Here is a 14,437-nt window from a genome sequence, read left to right as displayed (position 1 = left end):
ATAAAAGCCGCAGATCAACTCAACTGGCCAGAATTCTGCTCATCTGTCGCAACAAGCTCAACGCCACAATAAAGGTCAGTATATGGCAGTTCACTAACACTTCAAATCGGCATGTTTTATCTCGTGAAGCCAACAATGCTTAACCAAGGCTCAGACATGCAAAAACCGGCGCGAGCCATAAGCTGCACCGGCAAGCAAATGGCGCCACAAAGGCAGCGCCAATTTCAGGCTTCTTAACGAGCCGCGGTACGACCGCCGCCGATAAGGCCTTCACGCTGTGCGCGCTTACGAGCCAGCTTGCGCGAACGGCGAACGGCTTCCGCCTTTTCGCGAGCACGCTTTTCGGATGGCTTTTCATAATGGCCACGCATCTTCATTTCGCGGAAGATACCTTCGCGCTGCATCTTTTTCTTAAGAGCGCGGAGAGCCTGATCAACATTGTTATCGCGGACGAGTACCTGCACGTGTAATCCCGTATCGGTTAGAATTTCGATTTAGCCTGAGGCATTAAGGGCGTCTCTTAACGATGTTCAGCTGATAGAGTCAACTGTCTATACGCCCAAAGGCTCCCAAGCTTCGCAACATAAACGTTGCAAATTGGGGCTCGCATTACCAGATAAGCCGGCTTTTGTCCACCTCAAGATGAAACTTTGCCCCACCTTCAGCACAAATAATGACTTCACGACAAATTATAGTGACGGAATCCTGCCCGATAGGATAGAGAGCACGCGCTTTTCGCACAATTCAGCCTCATTGCTCGGCCATGAGCGACAGGCTGGTGAAACGTACCGTCTATCCCGTTCATTGATTCCTCTGTCGAGATTTATGTCTTTTCGCAAACGACTCGTTATTCAATTCACAGGCTATGAGGGCCTGCACCCCAAAGCTGTCCGCGTGCGCCATGCGCAGGCGTTGAAGGATTTTGATCGTTTGTGGCACGCAAAAACCAAAGTGCCTCCGATGAAAGATGAGTCGGATGATTGCGGAACACTCACCGCAACGACTCAGGGCAACGGCTGGCAGACCGAAACCGAATTCTGCCAGTTCGGAACAGCGGATATTTTTGACGACTACGCAGCCCGCTCGACGCCAATGCGTATGCTGACCGGCTTTCGCGCCTTCATGAATATTTTTTTCACGGGCACCCTGCTCCGCTATCTGCTGACGAGCTGGCGTTTCGTGATGTTCTTCATGTGGCCGTTTCTTTTATCCATCGTCATTATAGCAATAGCGGCCCTGATCGCCTCGGCGCCAATGCTTGCAGGTTTCCCATACTGGAACCTTGTTTGGTCCCTGCCTCTTGCCGCAGTTATCGCCACATTGCTCGTGCGCTGGCCTGGCGACCGATTCTTCATGTCCTATCTGCTTGATGACTGGTCGGCCGCCTATGACCGGATCCATAACCGCAACGATAAGCTCAAAGCACGTCGTCGCGCCTTTGCAGAAGCGCTGAAAAAGAAGATCGAAGAAAGCAATGCCGACGAGGTGATTATCGTCGCCCACAGCCTCGGCACGGTTCCCGCCGTTGAAGCGCTGGCGGATGTTCAACGCGAGCGTCCCGACCTGCTGACAAAACAGCCCGTGTCGATGCTGGCCATCGGCTCATGCCTGCTGATGATCGCACTGCATCCAAAGGCACGCGGCTTGCGCGAGGACGTGCGCGTGGTGTTCAACGAAAGTCCTGTGCTCTGGTCGGAATTTCAGGTTCTCACCGACATCATCCACTTCTATGGCTCTGATCCGGCAAAGGCGCTAAAGATCAGACCTCAGAACAGGCCGCTCATCAATCGTATCCGCTTCAAGAATGTTCATAGTGAAAACCGCTACAAGCGTTCAAAAGGCAATTTCTTCCTGATGCATCTGCTGTATATGCGCGGCGCCGAAAAGATGAACTTCTATGATTTTGGCATGTTTCTACATGGTCCGTTCTTGTTTCGTGAGCTAATGACAACGCACAACGACAAAGCCGCCCCCCTTGATGAAGAAGGACGGCTTATCAATCTGTAAGAGGTGGCGCTTCAGGTCTTTGGTGGCTCTACCACGGCAATTGTAAGCCATGTCGCAGTCAGTGCCGGTTTGACGGTGTTTTCCACTTCCAGCGTCACTTCGTAATGGTTGACCACGCGTCCCGATGGACGAATATCGGCATCGGAAAGCTTGAAACGCGCGCGCACCCGTGCACCGGTCTTGACCGGTGACATGAACCGCACTTTATCGAAGCCGTAATTAATGCCCATGGTGGCACCCTGCAACATGGGCAGTGCTTCGAATGCCAGCGTCGAAAGCAGCGACAAAGTCAGAAACCCATGCGCAATCGTACCACCAAACGGCGTTTCCTTGGCAGCGCGCTCTGGATCAACATGAATGAACTGATGATCATCCGTTGCATCCGCAAACTGATTGATCATTTCCTGCGTGACTTCGCGCCACTCGGAACATCCGATTTCTGTGCCGATCGCCTCGCGCAACTGGTCGAGCGTAATTGCGTCCTTCATGCCCTCAAACTTTCTGCTTAAACTAATAACGCCTTCTTTAACCTATAAAAAAGGTCCGGCAAATCATAACCTTACGCTGCAACGAGTATTTCACGGGCGATATCGTCCCAATGGTCGAAAACCCGGCTTGCGCCTTTGGAAGACAGGCGTTCAGAATGACCTTCATAAGTATGACCGCCGCCCGTATAGCCAAATGCCGTCATACCGGCTGCAATCGCACCTTCAACACCAAAAGGTGAATCTTCGATCACCACGCAACGCGCCGGATCAACTCCCATCTTGTCGGCTGCAAAAAGGAACAGATCAGGTGCAGGCTTGCCGCGCTTGACCATGCTCGATGAATAGACCGCATCACCGAAGTAATGGTTGATACCCGTCTTCTCCAAACTGAATGCAATGCGCTCCGGGTGAGAGGAAGACGCAACGCAACGTTTGAGCGGCAGGACTTTCAGAAAATCAGCAATACCGACAGCAGGCTCCAAATGTGCGGCAAACAGGTCTCTGGTGATCGGCCAGAATTCATCAGTGGCGCCATCCGGCAAACGATGCCCTGTCATATCTTCAATCATAAGCGCGATATCAGCGACCTTCATACCAATACCTTTGGCAACAGTACCCTCAGGCAGTACCATGCCGTGATTGGCGTAAACCTGCTCAAACGCGCGGCAGGAAAGCGGCTCACTGTCGACGAGAACACCGTCGCAATCGAAGATGACGAGGTCGAAGGGGGATGCATTGCTCATAAAGGCTCCGATAGAATGCGTATTTTGTCGCGACGATTTGAGATGCGCGTTTGTCACTGTTGATATAGAGACTCATCAACGATTGCGCATCTATAACAAGTGAAGCGTGACAAAAATTTTCGCGGAGACGATTATGACGACGAATGTGGCACTGGTTGGATTGGCGCGTGACTTGCAAGCGCGTGCTGAAACCGGAAAACCAATCCGCATCGGTCTGATCGGCGCCGGCGAAATGGGTACGGATATCGTCACACAGGTTGCCCGTATGCCCGGCATTGCAGTCGGTGCGCTTTCTGCCCGTCGTCTGCCGAACACTTTCAAGGCTGTCCGCACGGCCTATGGCGTTGATGACAATGCGCGTGAAGCCAATAGCGAAAGCGCCATGACCAGCGCCATTGAAAGCGGCAAGATCGCAGTCACCGAAGACAATGATCTGATCCTCTCAAATCCATTGGTGGACGTCATCATCGATGCAACCGGCATTCCCGAAGTCGGCGCTGAAACCGGTATCAAGGCGATTGAGCACGGCAAGCATCTTGTGATGATGAATGTTGAAGCCGATGTCACTATCGGACCTTACCTCAAGACACAGGCCGACAAGCAGGGCGTGATTTATTCGCTGGGTGCCGGCGACGAACCGTCTTCCTGCATGGAACTGATCGAGTTCGTTTCAGCGCTTGGCTATGAAGTGGTCTCGGCTGGCAAGGGTAAGAACAATCCGCTCAATTTTGATGCGATCCCGGACCACTATCAGGAAGAAGCCGACCGCCGGAACATGAATGTCCGCCTGCTGGTTGAGTTCATCGATGGTTCGAAAACCATGGTCGAGATGGCAGCAATCGCCAATGCAACCGGCCTCGTTCCTGATATTGCCGGGATGCACGGCCCCCGCGCCAGCATTGACCAGTTGAGCAGCACGCTCATCCCGCAGGCGGATGGCGGTGTTCTTAACAAAAGCGGCGTGGTTGATTATTCGATCGGCAAAGGCGTTTCTCCAGGTGTTTTCGTTGTGGCCAAGATGGACCACCCTCGCCTGAATGAGCGCCTTGAAGATCTGAAGATCGGCAAGGGCCCCTATTTCACCTTCCACCGCCCTTACCACCTCACCTCGCTTGAAGTGCCGCTGACAGTCGCACGCGCAGTCCTGTACGGCAAATCCGACATGGTGCCGCTGCCCAAGCCGGTGGCGGAAGTCTGCGCGGTAGCAAAGAAAGACCTGCAACCGGGCGATAAGCTCGACGCCATCGGTCAATATTGCTATCGTTCATGGATCATGACGACACCGGAAGCACGCGCCGCAAAAGCCATTCCTTGCGGCTTGCTGCAAAACGGTACCGTCACTGCACCAATCCGGAAAGGTGAACTCATCACCTATATCAACGCAGCACCACAGCCCGGCTCCAAGATAGCCGAACTGCGTGCGCTGCAGGATAAGATGATATACGAGGCATAATTCGACCGAAATAGAAATATGTATTACTCGTCTCGATCTTTCGAAAAAATGAAAAAAGAAACGTCAGGCTGCGCTATTGTCTGCGCTGTTTTATCGCTTAACTTGATAGTTTTTGCTTCTTCCTCATCCAAATATTTCGCTAAATATTCAGACTTGGCGATATTTTTAATCTCATCATCGCTTAACGTTGTACATTCTCGATATATTTTATTGATAAAATTATGCACATAACCAAGTTGAACCAATTCACGCTCTAACTCATCAGGCTTTTCTGCCTTCGCATACGTATTAGCAGCGTGTAGAAGAAACATAGAGCCGGGAATGGCCTGGCGTTCTTTTGCAGCGCAATAAAAATACGTTGCGGCTGACGCTGTTATACCTCCGTTAATTGCTGTAATTGGTATCGGTGAGCTTTTTATCATTGTATAAGCCATAAAGCCGGCTTGTACACTTCCACCTAAGCTATTTATAATAAGATTTATTTTTTTTACTGTTGGATATTTGATATATATGTCATTTATAGAAGCACCAAGCTCAGAGATGGAGCGTTCACTGACGGAATCCGTAAAATATATATTTGCAACTTCCGGTACGATTTCTTCTTTTTCTGGCAATGAAGAAATAATTTCCGCATTTGCATAAGAAAAACCTAAAAAATAAATAAATAAAACTAAAATAAACCGCATTAAAGCAATCCCTTTAAAATTAGAATAAAAAAACCGTATATTATTAATGCAATTTTAAACTATAAAAAAAAATTCTGTCAATATATTTTACAATAATAATTTTCTAGATATTATCCTTTATTTAAAAATTCAATATGATATCTCCGTTGGAATTACCAAATTTATAGGGGTAAAGATATATAAAAGGCGCCCTGCGATATACAGGACGCCTAATAATTATAATTTGTTATATTTTAATGGTCGAGAGCTTTGACGATACTCTCAACCATCTTCTTTGCGTCGGCAAAGAGCATCATGGTGTTGTCGCGGAAGAACAGCTCGTTTTCCACGCCCGCATAGCCTGAGCCCATACCGCGCTTGATGAACAGCACCGTACCGGCCTTGTCGACATCGAGGATCGGCATACCGAAGATCGGCGATTGCGGATCAGTCTTTGCTGCCGGATTGGTCACGTCGTTCGCACCAATCACGAAGGCAACATCAGCCGTCGCAAATTCCGAGTTGATGTCTTCAAGCTCAAACACTTCATCATAAGGCACGTTAGCTTCGGCCAACAGCACGTTCATATGACCCGGCATACGACCGGCAACAGGGTGGATCGCGTATTTCACTTCCACGCCTTCGGCTTTCAGCTTGTCGGCCATTTCACGCAGCGCGTGCTGAGCCTGTGCCACCGCCATACCGTAACCCGGCACGATGATGACCTTGGATGCATTCTTCATGATGAAGGCTGCATCGTCAGCCGAACCCTGCTTGACCGGACGCTGTTCCACTTCGCCGCTGCCCGCAGCGGCCACATCACCGCCGAAGCCACCGAGAATAACCGAGATGAACGAGCGGTTCATGCCTTTACACATGATGTAGGACAGGATCGCACCGGACGAGCCGACCAGCGCACCGGTGATGATCAGCGCCAGATTACCAAGCGTGAAACCAATGCCTGCCGCAGCCCAGCCCGAATAAGAATTGAGCATGGAAACGACAACCGGCATATCCGCGCCGCCAATCGGGATGATGATCAGCACACCAAACACCAGCGCCAGAATGACGATCAGCCAGAACACGAAATGGCTTTCGGTATTGGTCAGAACGGCAATCAGGATTACGATTGCAGCAGCAAGGGCCGCATTGATGACATGACGCCCCGGCAGCATGATCGGCTTGCCCGACATACGGCCATCAAGCTTCAGGAATGCAATGATCGAGCCGGTAAAGGTGATTGCACCAATCGCAACACCAAGCGACATTTCGATCAGCGCCTGACCGTGGATCTGCCCCACTTCGCCAATGCCAAAGGAATGCGGTGAGTAAAGGGCAGCGGCAGCCACGAGCACGGCTGCAAGACCGATCAGCGAGTGGAAGGCAGCCACAAGCTGCGGCATGGCCGTCATCGCGATGCGGCGTGCAATCACTGCACCAATACCGCCACCAATGGCGATACCGAGGATAATCAGCACCAGACCGCCAAAGCTTGGACGTGCCAGCAGCAGCGTGGTGACGATGGAGATACCCATACCGATCATACCATAGGTATTACCCTGACGGCTGGTGGTTGGGTGCGAAAGGCCACGCAGTGCCAGAATGAACAGGACACCGGAGACGAGATAAAGGAAGGCTGCGAGATTAACGCTCATGATGGCTCAGCCCTCACTTTTCTTTTTTCTTGTACATGGCAAGCATTCGCTGGGTAACCAGAAAGCCGCCAAAGATGTTTACGCTTGCAAGGATGAGCGCGATAAAGCCGAAGCCGGTTGCCCAGCTAGAGAGCGAAAGACCGACTGCAAGAAGTGCGCCGACCACGATCACCGATGAAATAGCATTGGTGACAGCCATGAGCGGCGTATGCAGTGCAGGTGTCACTGACCAGACAACGTAATAGCCGACGAAAATCGACAGAACAAAAATCGCAAGGCGGAAGACAAACGGGTCAACGACGCCACCGGATGCAGCATGAGCGGCAGCTGCGGCTGCATCACCCAAACCGCCTGCATTTTCCGCTGCCTGCCTTACTGCATCAGCCGCCTGGTTGAGGCTCTCAAGAGCTTTTTCAAGTGCTGTATCGGACATTATGCCTCTCCTCCATCAGCGGAAGTTTTCGCAGCTTTTGCCGGTGCTTTTCGGGTTGTCTTGGCGACAGGCTTGGCCGGAGCAGATGCCACTTGCTTCGCAGTCTCTGTCTTGCCAGCAGGCGCCTTTGCCTTCGCTGCGGCTTTCGGCTTGGTAACCTTCTCAGCCACAACGGCTGGTACTGGTTCCACTTCTGCTTGAGCCTTGGCAAACGCCGGATGCACAACTTTGCCCTCGTGGGTCAGAAGCGTTGCCTTTACCAACTCTTCCTGCGGATCAAGCTTGAGAAGCTTTGCTTCCTTATCGACCAGCGTTTCGAGGAATGCGTAAAGATTGCGCGCGTAAAGCTGCGAAGCAGTCGCTGCAATCCGCCCCGGCACATTGAGGTGCCCAACGATCTTTACGCCGTTCACATCTGCAACCTGACCGGCAACCGCACCTTCAACATTGCCGCCGCGTTCAACTGCAAGATCAACCAGCACAGAACCCGGACGCATGGCTGCAACCATTTCCTTTGAAACAAGACGCGGGGCTGCACGCCCCGGAATAAGCGCGGTGGTAATGACGATATCCTGCTTGGCAATATGGTCAGCAACAAGTGCCGCCTGCTTCGCCTGATATTCCTTCGACATTTCCTTGGCATAGCCGCCGGAGGTTTCTGCCGCCTTGAATTCCTCATCCTCGACAGCGATGAACTTCGCGCCGAGCGATGCCACCTGCTCTTTGGCAGCAGGACGAACATCGGTTGCAGTCACAACCGCGCCCAGACGACGTGCGGTCGCAATCGCCTGAAGTCCGGCCACGCCTGCACCCATAACAAAGACGCGGGCTGCGGGCACTGTGCCTGCAGCCGTCATCATCATTGGCATAGCGCGGTCATAAACTTCGGCTGCATCAATCACAGCCTGATAACCGGCAAGATTGGCCTGCGACGAGAGAACATCCATCACCTGCGCGCGCGTTATGCGCGGCATGAATTCCATCGTGAAAGCGGAAATACCGGCCTTAGCCAGTGCGGCAACCGCTGCTTCCTGACCGTAAGGATCAAGCATCGCGAAAAGTGCTGCGCCCGACCTATACCCTTTGAGTTCCGCATCGTTCGGGCGTCGTACTTTCAGGATAACATCTGCCGCTTTGGCGTCAGCCGTCGATCCTATACGTGCACCAGCAGTGACAAACTCGGCATCAATGATGCGCGATTTTTCACCTGCACCTTTTTCCACCACGACATCAAAACCAAGCGCGATGAATTTCTTCACCGTCTCGGCAGATGCCGCAACGCGGGTCTCGTTGGGATCACTCTCTTTCGGAATGAATATAGTCTGGGCCAACTGGTTTCCCTTTCGTGGCTTAATCCGACCTCACAGCCGGGCACAATCCGGGCTTCCGGGAAGAAGCCCCCTTAAATGATGAAACAGACGACATGCATAAAGCCCCGGCAAGGTGCAAACTGCACCCATACCAAGGCATTCGATCAAATCATGCGGGTTAATGCTGGCTTAAATCCCTAGAGAATGAACCAGGCAGCAACGCAGATAAGAATGAAAAGAACGGTTGCGGAGAAAGCTCCACCCGCAAAGAAGCCGAACGCCATGGCAACCAGAAGCGCTACGAGCGCCACAGTTCCCCATTTAACCAGCCCCGTGAAACCGGCATAGGTTTTATCATGCTCGGAATAATCCATCGGCGCACCGAGTTCGGCCGGAGCCGTATTGTGATGTTCTGCCATTTTTAGTTCCACCCATTGAGATATTTTGCCGAAGTCTAGACAGAATATCTGCAATCTTCAATGCACATACAACATGGTTGTCAGCCGTTCTGAGCAACGTCCTGCATCCATGGCTTGAGCACCCCTCGTTCCGCATAAAGCGGCTCCAAAGCCCGAATAGCTTTAATTCTTAAAAATTACCAGACTTAATTATTTAAAGAAATTTTCAAAATAAATTTTAAAAGTAAAAGCAATTATAAGAATAAACTAAAGTTGGTGCGCTATGAGGCTCACGACCAATTCAGTGCATGGAAATGTCACCTGAAATGACCAGATATGCAAGCAAAGACACGCAGAACGGAGTTGTTCCCCGTCTGAGCGTCTTGACGCAGCAGAATTTCCGTCAAATGAATGGGTCGTGAGCTAGACACCCAATCCGGTATATTTTGCTGTCGGCAAGATCGTCAGCGGGCCGACACCATTGCCGAGATTGCCAAACATGGCACGCCGCTCATGCGGCTGTGATTTGAAGAACGGAAAGCGGACGGCGACAGCGTCGCGAATATTGCGAATAGGTGCAGCGCCGAGCCCCACCTTGATGCCATAGCCTTCATGCTCCCGCGCTTCGGCCATAACCGTCGTTCCGAAAATGCGCTTGTAAAACGCCATATGCTCGGGCTTGACCGAAGCAAGGCATTGATCCGCTTCAAAATATTCGGAAGCCATTGCAGCTATGCGCAACGTAACATAGGGAATCGCCGGATATTCGCTTAGCAAATCGGGATCAGCCGCAAAGCGCGTTGGATCGACAAAAGCCATTCCATTATTAAGCAGAGGATCAAGAATATCCGGAAAGAGCGCGTAACTTGTGCCAACCCGATGATCCGCGGTTATGTAATGAATACGCAAGGTACTCACCAACTGCCCATCAATATGGATACCGAAAACGAACGCATGACTGTCACGGTCAATATCATCGACAATCGATGGTACTTCCGCTTCATGCATCACATTCGCACTGCGGTAGGACCGATAACGCAGCCGTCCAATTTCTTCGAGATCTTCCGCATGCACAATACGGCGATATTCCACCCGATCCAAAAACTGCAAGAGCTGCCGCGCGAAATTGGATAGCGGTGGTTGCCCACCAGAGACAGCTTCATTCGTCATTCAAATAGCATCCGCACCCCGTCAAATCAGTGCGCAGAATAAGGTGCTTTATTAGTGTGTAAAGGTGAAAGATTGAGTTTTGTCACTTCTCGATGACATAAACTCTCATTCCCCCTCACCAGAACCGAAACCGAACCAGTCACAGGCGTTAGAAACCAGAAATGGCCATCTGAATGGCCATTCCTTAAATGAATTCAACCTATTCAAGCTGGCTGGCAATTGATTGAAACATATGAATCGTTTCATCTTTCATAGCAGCTCCATCCACATTGAAATTGGAATATGCTGAGGTTTTCACGATCACCACACGCTTAGCCGGGTTAACATATATAAATTGCCCATAGATACCTACGCCGACGAAATCGCCCTGGGGTTCTGCTGGTATCCACCATTGATAGCCATATCCATAGGATACTTTTCCATCAGGCAGTGGACGTCCGGGCATCAGATGCGGAGCATCTGGGGTAACCGAATCATGCACCCATTTGGCAGGTACGATTTGCTCGCCTCGGTAGCTCCGCCCACCATTCATATAAAGAAGACCGAAACGGGCAAAATCACGAAGGACAGCATTCAGACCACCAGCGGCAACGACCTCGCCTGTTGAATCCGTCAGCCAATAGGCATCTGCTTCTGCTCCAAGCTTGGACCAAAGCCGATCCTGAAAGTATTTTTGTAGCGGAACACCTGTCGCGCCTTCAAGAACCATTCCGAGAACCTGTGTGTCAGCCGAAACATACTCGTTGACCGTTCCTTGTGGGCGCTGGCTTTTCAGATGAGCGGTAAAGTCGATCACAGAACCCGTCAATATCTGGATGATATAGCGAACAATGTCTGAATTCAAATCACCATAGTCTTCGTTGAAACCAATGCCAGATGACATCTGCAGAACATTTTTGACCGTAACACCCTTATATCCACCATCCTTAAGAACCGGGGCATAATGATCAACTGTTTCATCAAGACTGATGAGACCATCATCAACAGCATTACCAATAAGAAATGATATGAACGATTTCGACAATGACATTGCAATAGACTGGGTTTGCTCGGTATTTCCACGTGCGTACTCTTCGTGGATGATCATGCCGTCTTTGAGCACAATGAAGCCTGTCGTATCGGTCTTTTTGAGAAAATCTGCGACCTCGCGCGTTTGGTCTTTGTAAACATAGGTCGCTGGCAATGGCTTATCCACCACCGGTAACGCACTCACATTGTCTGTGTGAGGCACACGAATTGAGGAATAGGTTTTATAAAGACTTCGAAAATTTTGATCAATAACATCCGGCTTGAAAGTTTTCGCATACTGATAAACTGCCCAATACTCGTGTATAGTTTTCCAAAATAATGAGGTAAAAATTCCCGCCAAGGCAAAGATAACTATAAAAGTATAAAATATTATATGAAGGCGTCTCTTCATACCAACTCCTCAATTTATATAAAATACAATATTTATATATTTTCCCATTTAGGCATGATGCGATATATCAACATCTTTCGTTGCATGATAAAAGTCACTAATATTTGTTGGCGATTTTGGCGTTATTTTTTGGACGACAGCTTCTTGGTTGTAAGTAACATCAAACGACCGTGTGGCCTGTATCATGATGTACGATGGCCCTCGCAGAAGACGTTCTGATTTCGGCAACAGGCATGGGCTTGCCAAGTAAATACCCCTGCACAAGATCTGCTCCGGCAGCCACACGAACAAGTGCAAGCTGCTCCTCGGTTTCGACTCCCTCGACTGTAACCGCCAAACCCAATTCGTGAGAAAGTTGCGTTACACCACGCAAAAGCATCAGGGATCGACGATCGGTCGTAATGTCCTGCACAAAGGATCTATCGATTTTAACTTTGGTTAGCGGCAAGCTGTTCAAATAACTCAGACTGGAATAGCCGGTCCCAAAATCATCAAGCGCGATATTAATTCCTGCATTTTTCAATCTCTGCAAAACGAGTGATGTCTGATTTCGGTCAGCAATGATTGCACTTTCAGTGACCTCTACTTCCAACTGCCTCGCTGGAAGACCAGACTTTTGCAAAGCATTGGCGATATCGCGTGTAATATCGCTATTCTTAAGATCGATAGCCGACAGGTTGACCGAAACACCGATGCGATCACCCCAGGAGGTACAGTCCAGACAAGCCTGATTGAGCATGAAGCGAGTTATTTGGGAAATAATACCGATCTCTTCTGCGAGCGGAATGAACTCCGCCGGTGGGACGGGACCCAGCTCTGAGTGCTCCCAGCGCGCGAGTGCTTCATAAGCCACAATACGCAACGACTGCGCGCTTACAATTGGTTGATAAACAACTTTAATTTCTTGGTTTTCAATAGCGAGCCGAAGATCTGCCTTTAATTTTTGCCGACCACGATACTTCGTATCCATCGCCCCGACAAAGAGCGCCCATTGTTTACCCTCTTCACTCTTGGCTTCATAAAGAGCGAGATCAGCATTCATGTGCATGCTTGCAACATCACATTTATCGATGCGTTCAGTTGCGACACCGGCACTGATCTCAATATGAATTTGATCACCATTTAGATCATAAAGGCCACTGGTCATTGAAATAACATGCTGCATGACTTCCGGTATTTCGTCGTCGCCGCGCAAGTTAAAAACAAACAGAACAAATTCATCGCCACCGAAACGCGATGCTACAAAACGCTCTGGATCGAGAGAATTCAGTCGTTGTGCGAAAAGCCGTAAAAACACATCACCGACGTGGTGCCCAAGCGTATCGTTGACGTGCTTGAAGTGATTAATATCGATGACAATCAATGCAGCAAAGCTGTCTTGCGCCTGATGCGCCCGTAAAGAGCGCACCATTGTCTCGAAATAATTCCGGTTCGCAAGACCGGTCAGACCGTCAAATCTCGCCATGTGCTGAATACGCGCCTCGGATTCCACCCGTTGCGTTACATCCTCAAACATCAGGACGACACCAGCATTTGATGTCTGATTTCCGACACACTCAATATAACGATCATCTGAAAGCTGCAGAATATCGCGTGACTTCCGCCCGGACAATAGATCCTGCATTCGCGTTCTAATGCTGTTGAGATCGTTGTGCGGAAATAAGCCCTGCTTGGCACAGTAACGAAGCAAGACTTCCAGTCTGCGACCTCTTAGTTTCGTATGTTCGGCAATCTTGAGCAGGGCTTTTGTCTTGTGATTGATCACTGCTATCCGCTGCTGGGCATCAAACATAAGCAAGCCCTGCGGCATGTTGTTGAGAGCAGCATCGAACCTCCCCGCAACGACAGAGAGGCGTCTTTTTCCCATAACTGCGGCAAACAAAAATTCTCGTAGCCCATTTGCCATCTGAATATTGGACAAGAAATAAGGGATCAATAAAAGACCGATCACAACATGAAACGGCGTGCCAGCGAGAATCAAGCCGGCTAAAACCGGGATCAATGTGCAAGCGGACATTAATATGACCGCCTTGGCAGAGGCATAGTTACGCCCGACAATTGAAACGACCGAAGCCAACAAAATGGTCAAGCTTGCCAGTTCCGCAAACGAGTCGCGCAAAACATAGCTGGAGAAAAAACATAACATCCCCAGCGTGGTGCACACCAATGATGCCCCCACCAGATATCTTGCTTCCCATTTATCCAGATCTGAATGAGATAAATGACCAAGTTTTGCCTGATCAAATTTATGCATGTCATAAAGACGACCAAGGGCCACTATTGTAAAAAAAGCTGCAAAACCCAGAAATCTCCAATCAGCCGTTTTAACATAGATCACGACACATGCTACGACATGAGCGAGCAAGCCAAACCACAATGTCGTTCGATTGCCGTAAAGCGAACGCAAAAACGACAGTCGTACGTCAATAGGCATGTCTGGTTGAAGGCTACGCCACATTTCGTTGATTACACCCCTTTTCCTAGGGGGGAATATGCCACTAATCCTTTAAAAATACCTTTCTCGAAACTAAACCACAAGCTGTTATTACAACTACCATAAGATGTAATTACATTATTATTAAGCAAACCAAGATGGCTTCAATTTGCATTTTAAAAATATACTTCGAGGCTGAACCAACCAGATGTTCATCTGTTGCTGCATGCATTTTTCATTCGGTTATGAGCTAAAAAAACG

The 14,437-nt window shown here is 49.8% G+C and carries 13 protein-coding genes; 2 read left to right on the top strand and 11 right to left on the bottom strand.

Annotation, left to right across the window (positions count from 1 at the left end; genetic code table 11):
- Positions 1-233 precede the first annotated feature (233 nt).
- A complete protein-coding gene (gene rpsU, locus H5024_RS04420) occupies positions 234-464 on the bottom strand; it encodes a 30S ribosomal protein S21 (RefSeq protein ID WP_187544203.1) in 231 nt (76 codons plus the stop codon).
- A gap of 361 nt (positions 465-825) precedes the next feature.
- On the opposite strand from rpsU, the gene H5024_RS04415 reads away from it, so the two are divergent.
- Entirely contained in the window at positions 826-2,007 is a 1,182-nt protein-coding gene (locus H5024_RS04415; RefSeq protein ID WP_187544202.1) for an alpha/beta hydrolase, read from the top strand.
- 11 nt (positions 2,008-2,018) lie between these two features.
- Here H5024_RS04415 and H5024_RS04410 read toward each other — a convergent pair whose 3' ends face one another.
- Together H5024_RS04410 and H5024_RS04405 are read right to left on the bottom strand one after the other, a co-directional pair.
- Positions 2,019-2,495 carry a MaoC family dehydratase gene (locus tag H5024_RS04410; protein ID WP_187544201.1) on the bottom strand — a complete coding sequence of 159 codons (477 nt, stop codon included), beginning with the start codon at positions 2,493-2,495 and terminating at the stop codon, positions 2,019-2,021.
- Between the two features lie 71 nt (positions 2,496-2,566).
- Positions 2,567-3,238 (bottom strand): HAD family phosphatase, encoded by a 672-nt coding sequence (locus tag H5024_RS04405; RefSeq protein ID WP_187544200.1) that lies wholly within the window; start codon positions 3,236-3,238, stop codon positions 2,567-2,569.
- A 133-nt stretch (positions 3,239-3,371) separates the two neighbouring features.
- Between H5024_RS04405 and H5024_RS04400 the strand changes: the two genes are divergently transcribed.
- Positions 3,372-4,691, top strand: coding sequence for a 1-deoxy-D-ribulose 5-phosphate reductoisomerase (locus tag H5024_RS04400; RefSeq protein ID WP_187544199.1), 1,320 nt, complete (start codon positions 3,372-3,374; stop codon positions 4,689-4,691).
- Positions 4,692-4,714: 23 nt separating this feature from the next.
- Here the strand turns inward: H5024_RS04400 and H5024_RS04395 are convergent, their stop codons facing one another.
- The 8 genes from H5024_RS04395 to H5024_RS04360 form a co-directional block, all read right to left on the bottom strand.
- Complete coding sequence (locus H5024_RS04395; protein WP_187544198.1) at positions 4,715-5,377, bottom strand: ATP-dependent Clp protease proteolytic subunit; 663 nt, start codon at positions 5,375-5,377, stop codon at positions 4,715-4,717.
- A 233-nt stretch (positions 5,378-5,610) separates the two neighbouring features.
- Positions 5,611-7,011 (bottom strand): NAD(P)(+) transhydrogenase (Re/Si-specific) subunit beta, encoded by a 1,401-nt coding sequence (locus tag H5024_RS04390; RefSeq protein WP_064320963.1) that lies wholly within the window; start codon positions 7,009-7,011, stop codon positions 5,611-5,613.
- 13 nt (positions 7,012-7,024) lie between these two features.
- Complete coding sequence (locus tag H5024_RS04385) at positions 7,025-7,444, bottom strand: NAD(P) transhydrogenase subunit alpha (protein WP_187544197.1); 420 nt, start codon at positions 7,442-7,444, stop codon at positions 7,025-7,027.
- The gene (locus tag H5024_RS04380) at positions 7,444-8,775 is read right to left on the bottom strand and encodes a Re/Si-specific NAD(P)(+) transhydrogenase subunit alpha (RefSeq protein ID WP_187544196.1); all 1,332 of its coding nucleotides are present in this window, start codon (positions 8,773-8,775) and stop codon (positions 7,444-7,446) included. The genes H5024_RS04385 and H5024_RS04380 overlap by 1 nt, the downstream gene beginning before the upstream one ends.
- Before the next feature lie 176 nt (positions 8,776-8,951).
- Complete coding sequence (locus H5024_RS04375; protein WP_187544195.1) at positions 8,952-9,173, bottom strand: aa3-type cytochrome c oxidase subunit IV; 222 nt, start codon at positions 9,171-9,173, stop codon at positions 8,952-8,954.
- Positions 9,174-9,575: 402 nt separating this feature from the next.
- Positions 9,576-10,322 (bottom strand): acetyltransferase, encoded by a 747-nt coding sequence (locus H5024_RS04370; protein ID WP_187544194.1) that lies wholly within the window; start codon positions 10,320-10,322, stop codon positions 9,576-9,578.
- A 199-nt stretch (positions 10,323-10,521) separates the two neighbouring features.
- The gene (locus H5024_RS04365; protein ID WP_187544193.1) at positions 10,522-11,742 is read right to left on the bottom strand and encodes a serine hydrolase; all 1,221 of its coding nucleotides are present in this window, start codon (positions 11,740-11,742) and stop codon (positions 10,522-10,524) included.
- Positions 11,743-11,902: 160 nt separating this feature from the next.
- Complete coding sequence (locus tag H5024_RS04360; protein WP_187544192.1) at positions 11,903-14,200, bottom strand: EAL domain-containing protein; 2,298 nt, start codon at positions 14,198-14,200, stop codon at positions 11,903-11,905.
- Between the last annotated feature and the right edge of the window lie 237 nt (positions 14,201-14,437).

It is taken from the genome of Ochrobactrum sp. Marseille-Q0166, assembly GCF_014397025.1.
Taxonomy (GTDB): domain Bacteria; phylum Pseudomonadota; class Alphaproteobacteria; order Rhizobiales; family Rhizobiaceae; genus Brucella.
The sequence above is the reverse complement of the archived record's forward strand: the minus strand, read 5'-3'. Positions and strand labels throughout refer to the sequence as shown.

What these genes read in the sequence shown, in the direction of transcription:
- H5024_RS04370 (WP_187544194.1), bottom strand. Translation starts at nt 10,322, where the DNA reads ATGACGAATGAAGCTGTCTCTGGTGGGCAACCACCGCTATCCAATTTC.
- H5024_RS04415 (WP_187544202.1), top strand. Translation starts at nt 826, where the DNA reads ATGTCTTTTCGCAAACGACTCGTTATTCAATTCACAGGCTATGAGGGC.
- H5024_RS04395 (WP_187544198.1), bottom strand. Translation starts at nt 5,377, where the DNA reads ATGCGGTTTATTTTAGTTTTATTTATTTATTTTTTAGGTTTTTCTTAT.
- H5024_RS04405 (WP_187544200.1), bottom strand. Translation starts at nt 3,238, where the DNA reads ATGAGCAATGCATCCCCCTTCGACCTCGTCATCTTCGATTGCGACGGT.
- H5024_RS04390 (WP_064320963.1), bottom strand. Translation starts at nt 7,011, where the DNA reads ATGAGCGTTAATCTCGCAGCCTTCCTTTATCTCGTCTCCGGTGTCCTG.
- H5024_RS04375 (WP_187544195.1), bottom strand. Translation starts at nt 9,173, where the DNA reads ATGGCAGAACATCACAATACGGCTCCGGCCGAACTCGGTGCGCCGATG.
- H5024_RS04365 (WP_187544193.1), bottom strand. Translation starts at nt 11,742, where the DNA reads ATGAAGAGACGCCTTCATATAATATTTTATACTTTTATAGTTATCTTT.
- H5024_RS04400 (WP_187544199.1), top strand. Translation starts at nt 3,372, where the DNA reads ATGACGACGAATGTGGCACTGGTTGGATTGGCGCGTGACTTGCAAGCG.
- H5024_RS04410 (WP_187544201.1), bottom strand. Translation starts at nt 2,495, where the DNA reads ATGAAGGACGCAATTACGCTCGACCAGTTGCGCGAGGCGATCGGCACA.
- H5024_RS04385 (WP_187544197.1), bottom strand. Translation starts at nt 7,444, where the DNA reads ATGTCCGATACAGCACTTGAAAAAGCTCTTGAGAGCCTCAACCAGGCG.
- H5024_RS04360 (WP_187544192.1), bottom strand. Translation starts at nt 14,200, where the DNA reads ATGTGGCGTAGCCTTCAACCAGACATGCCTATTGACGTACGACTGTCG.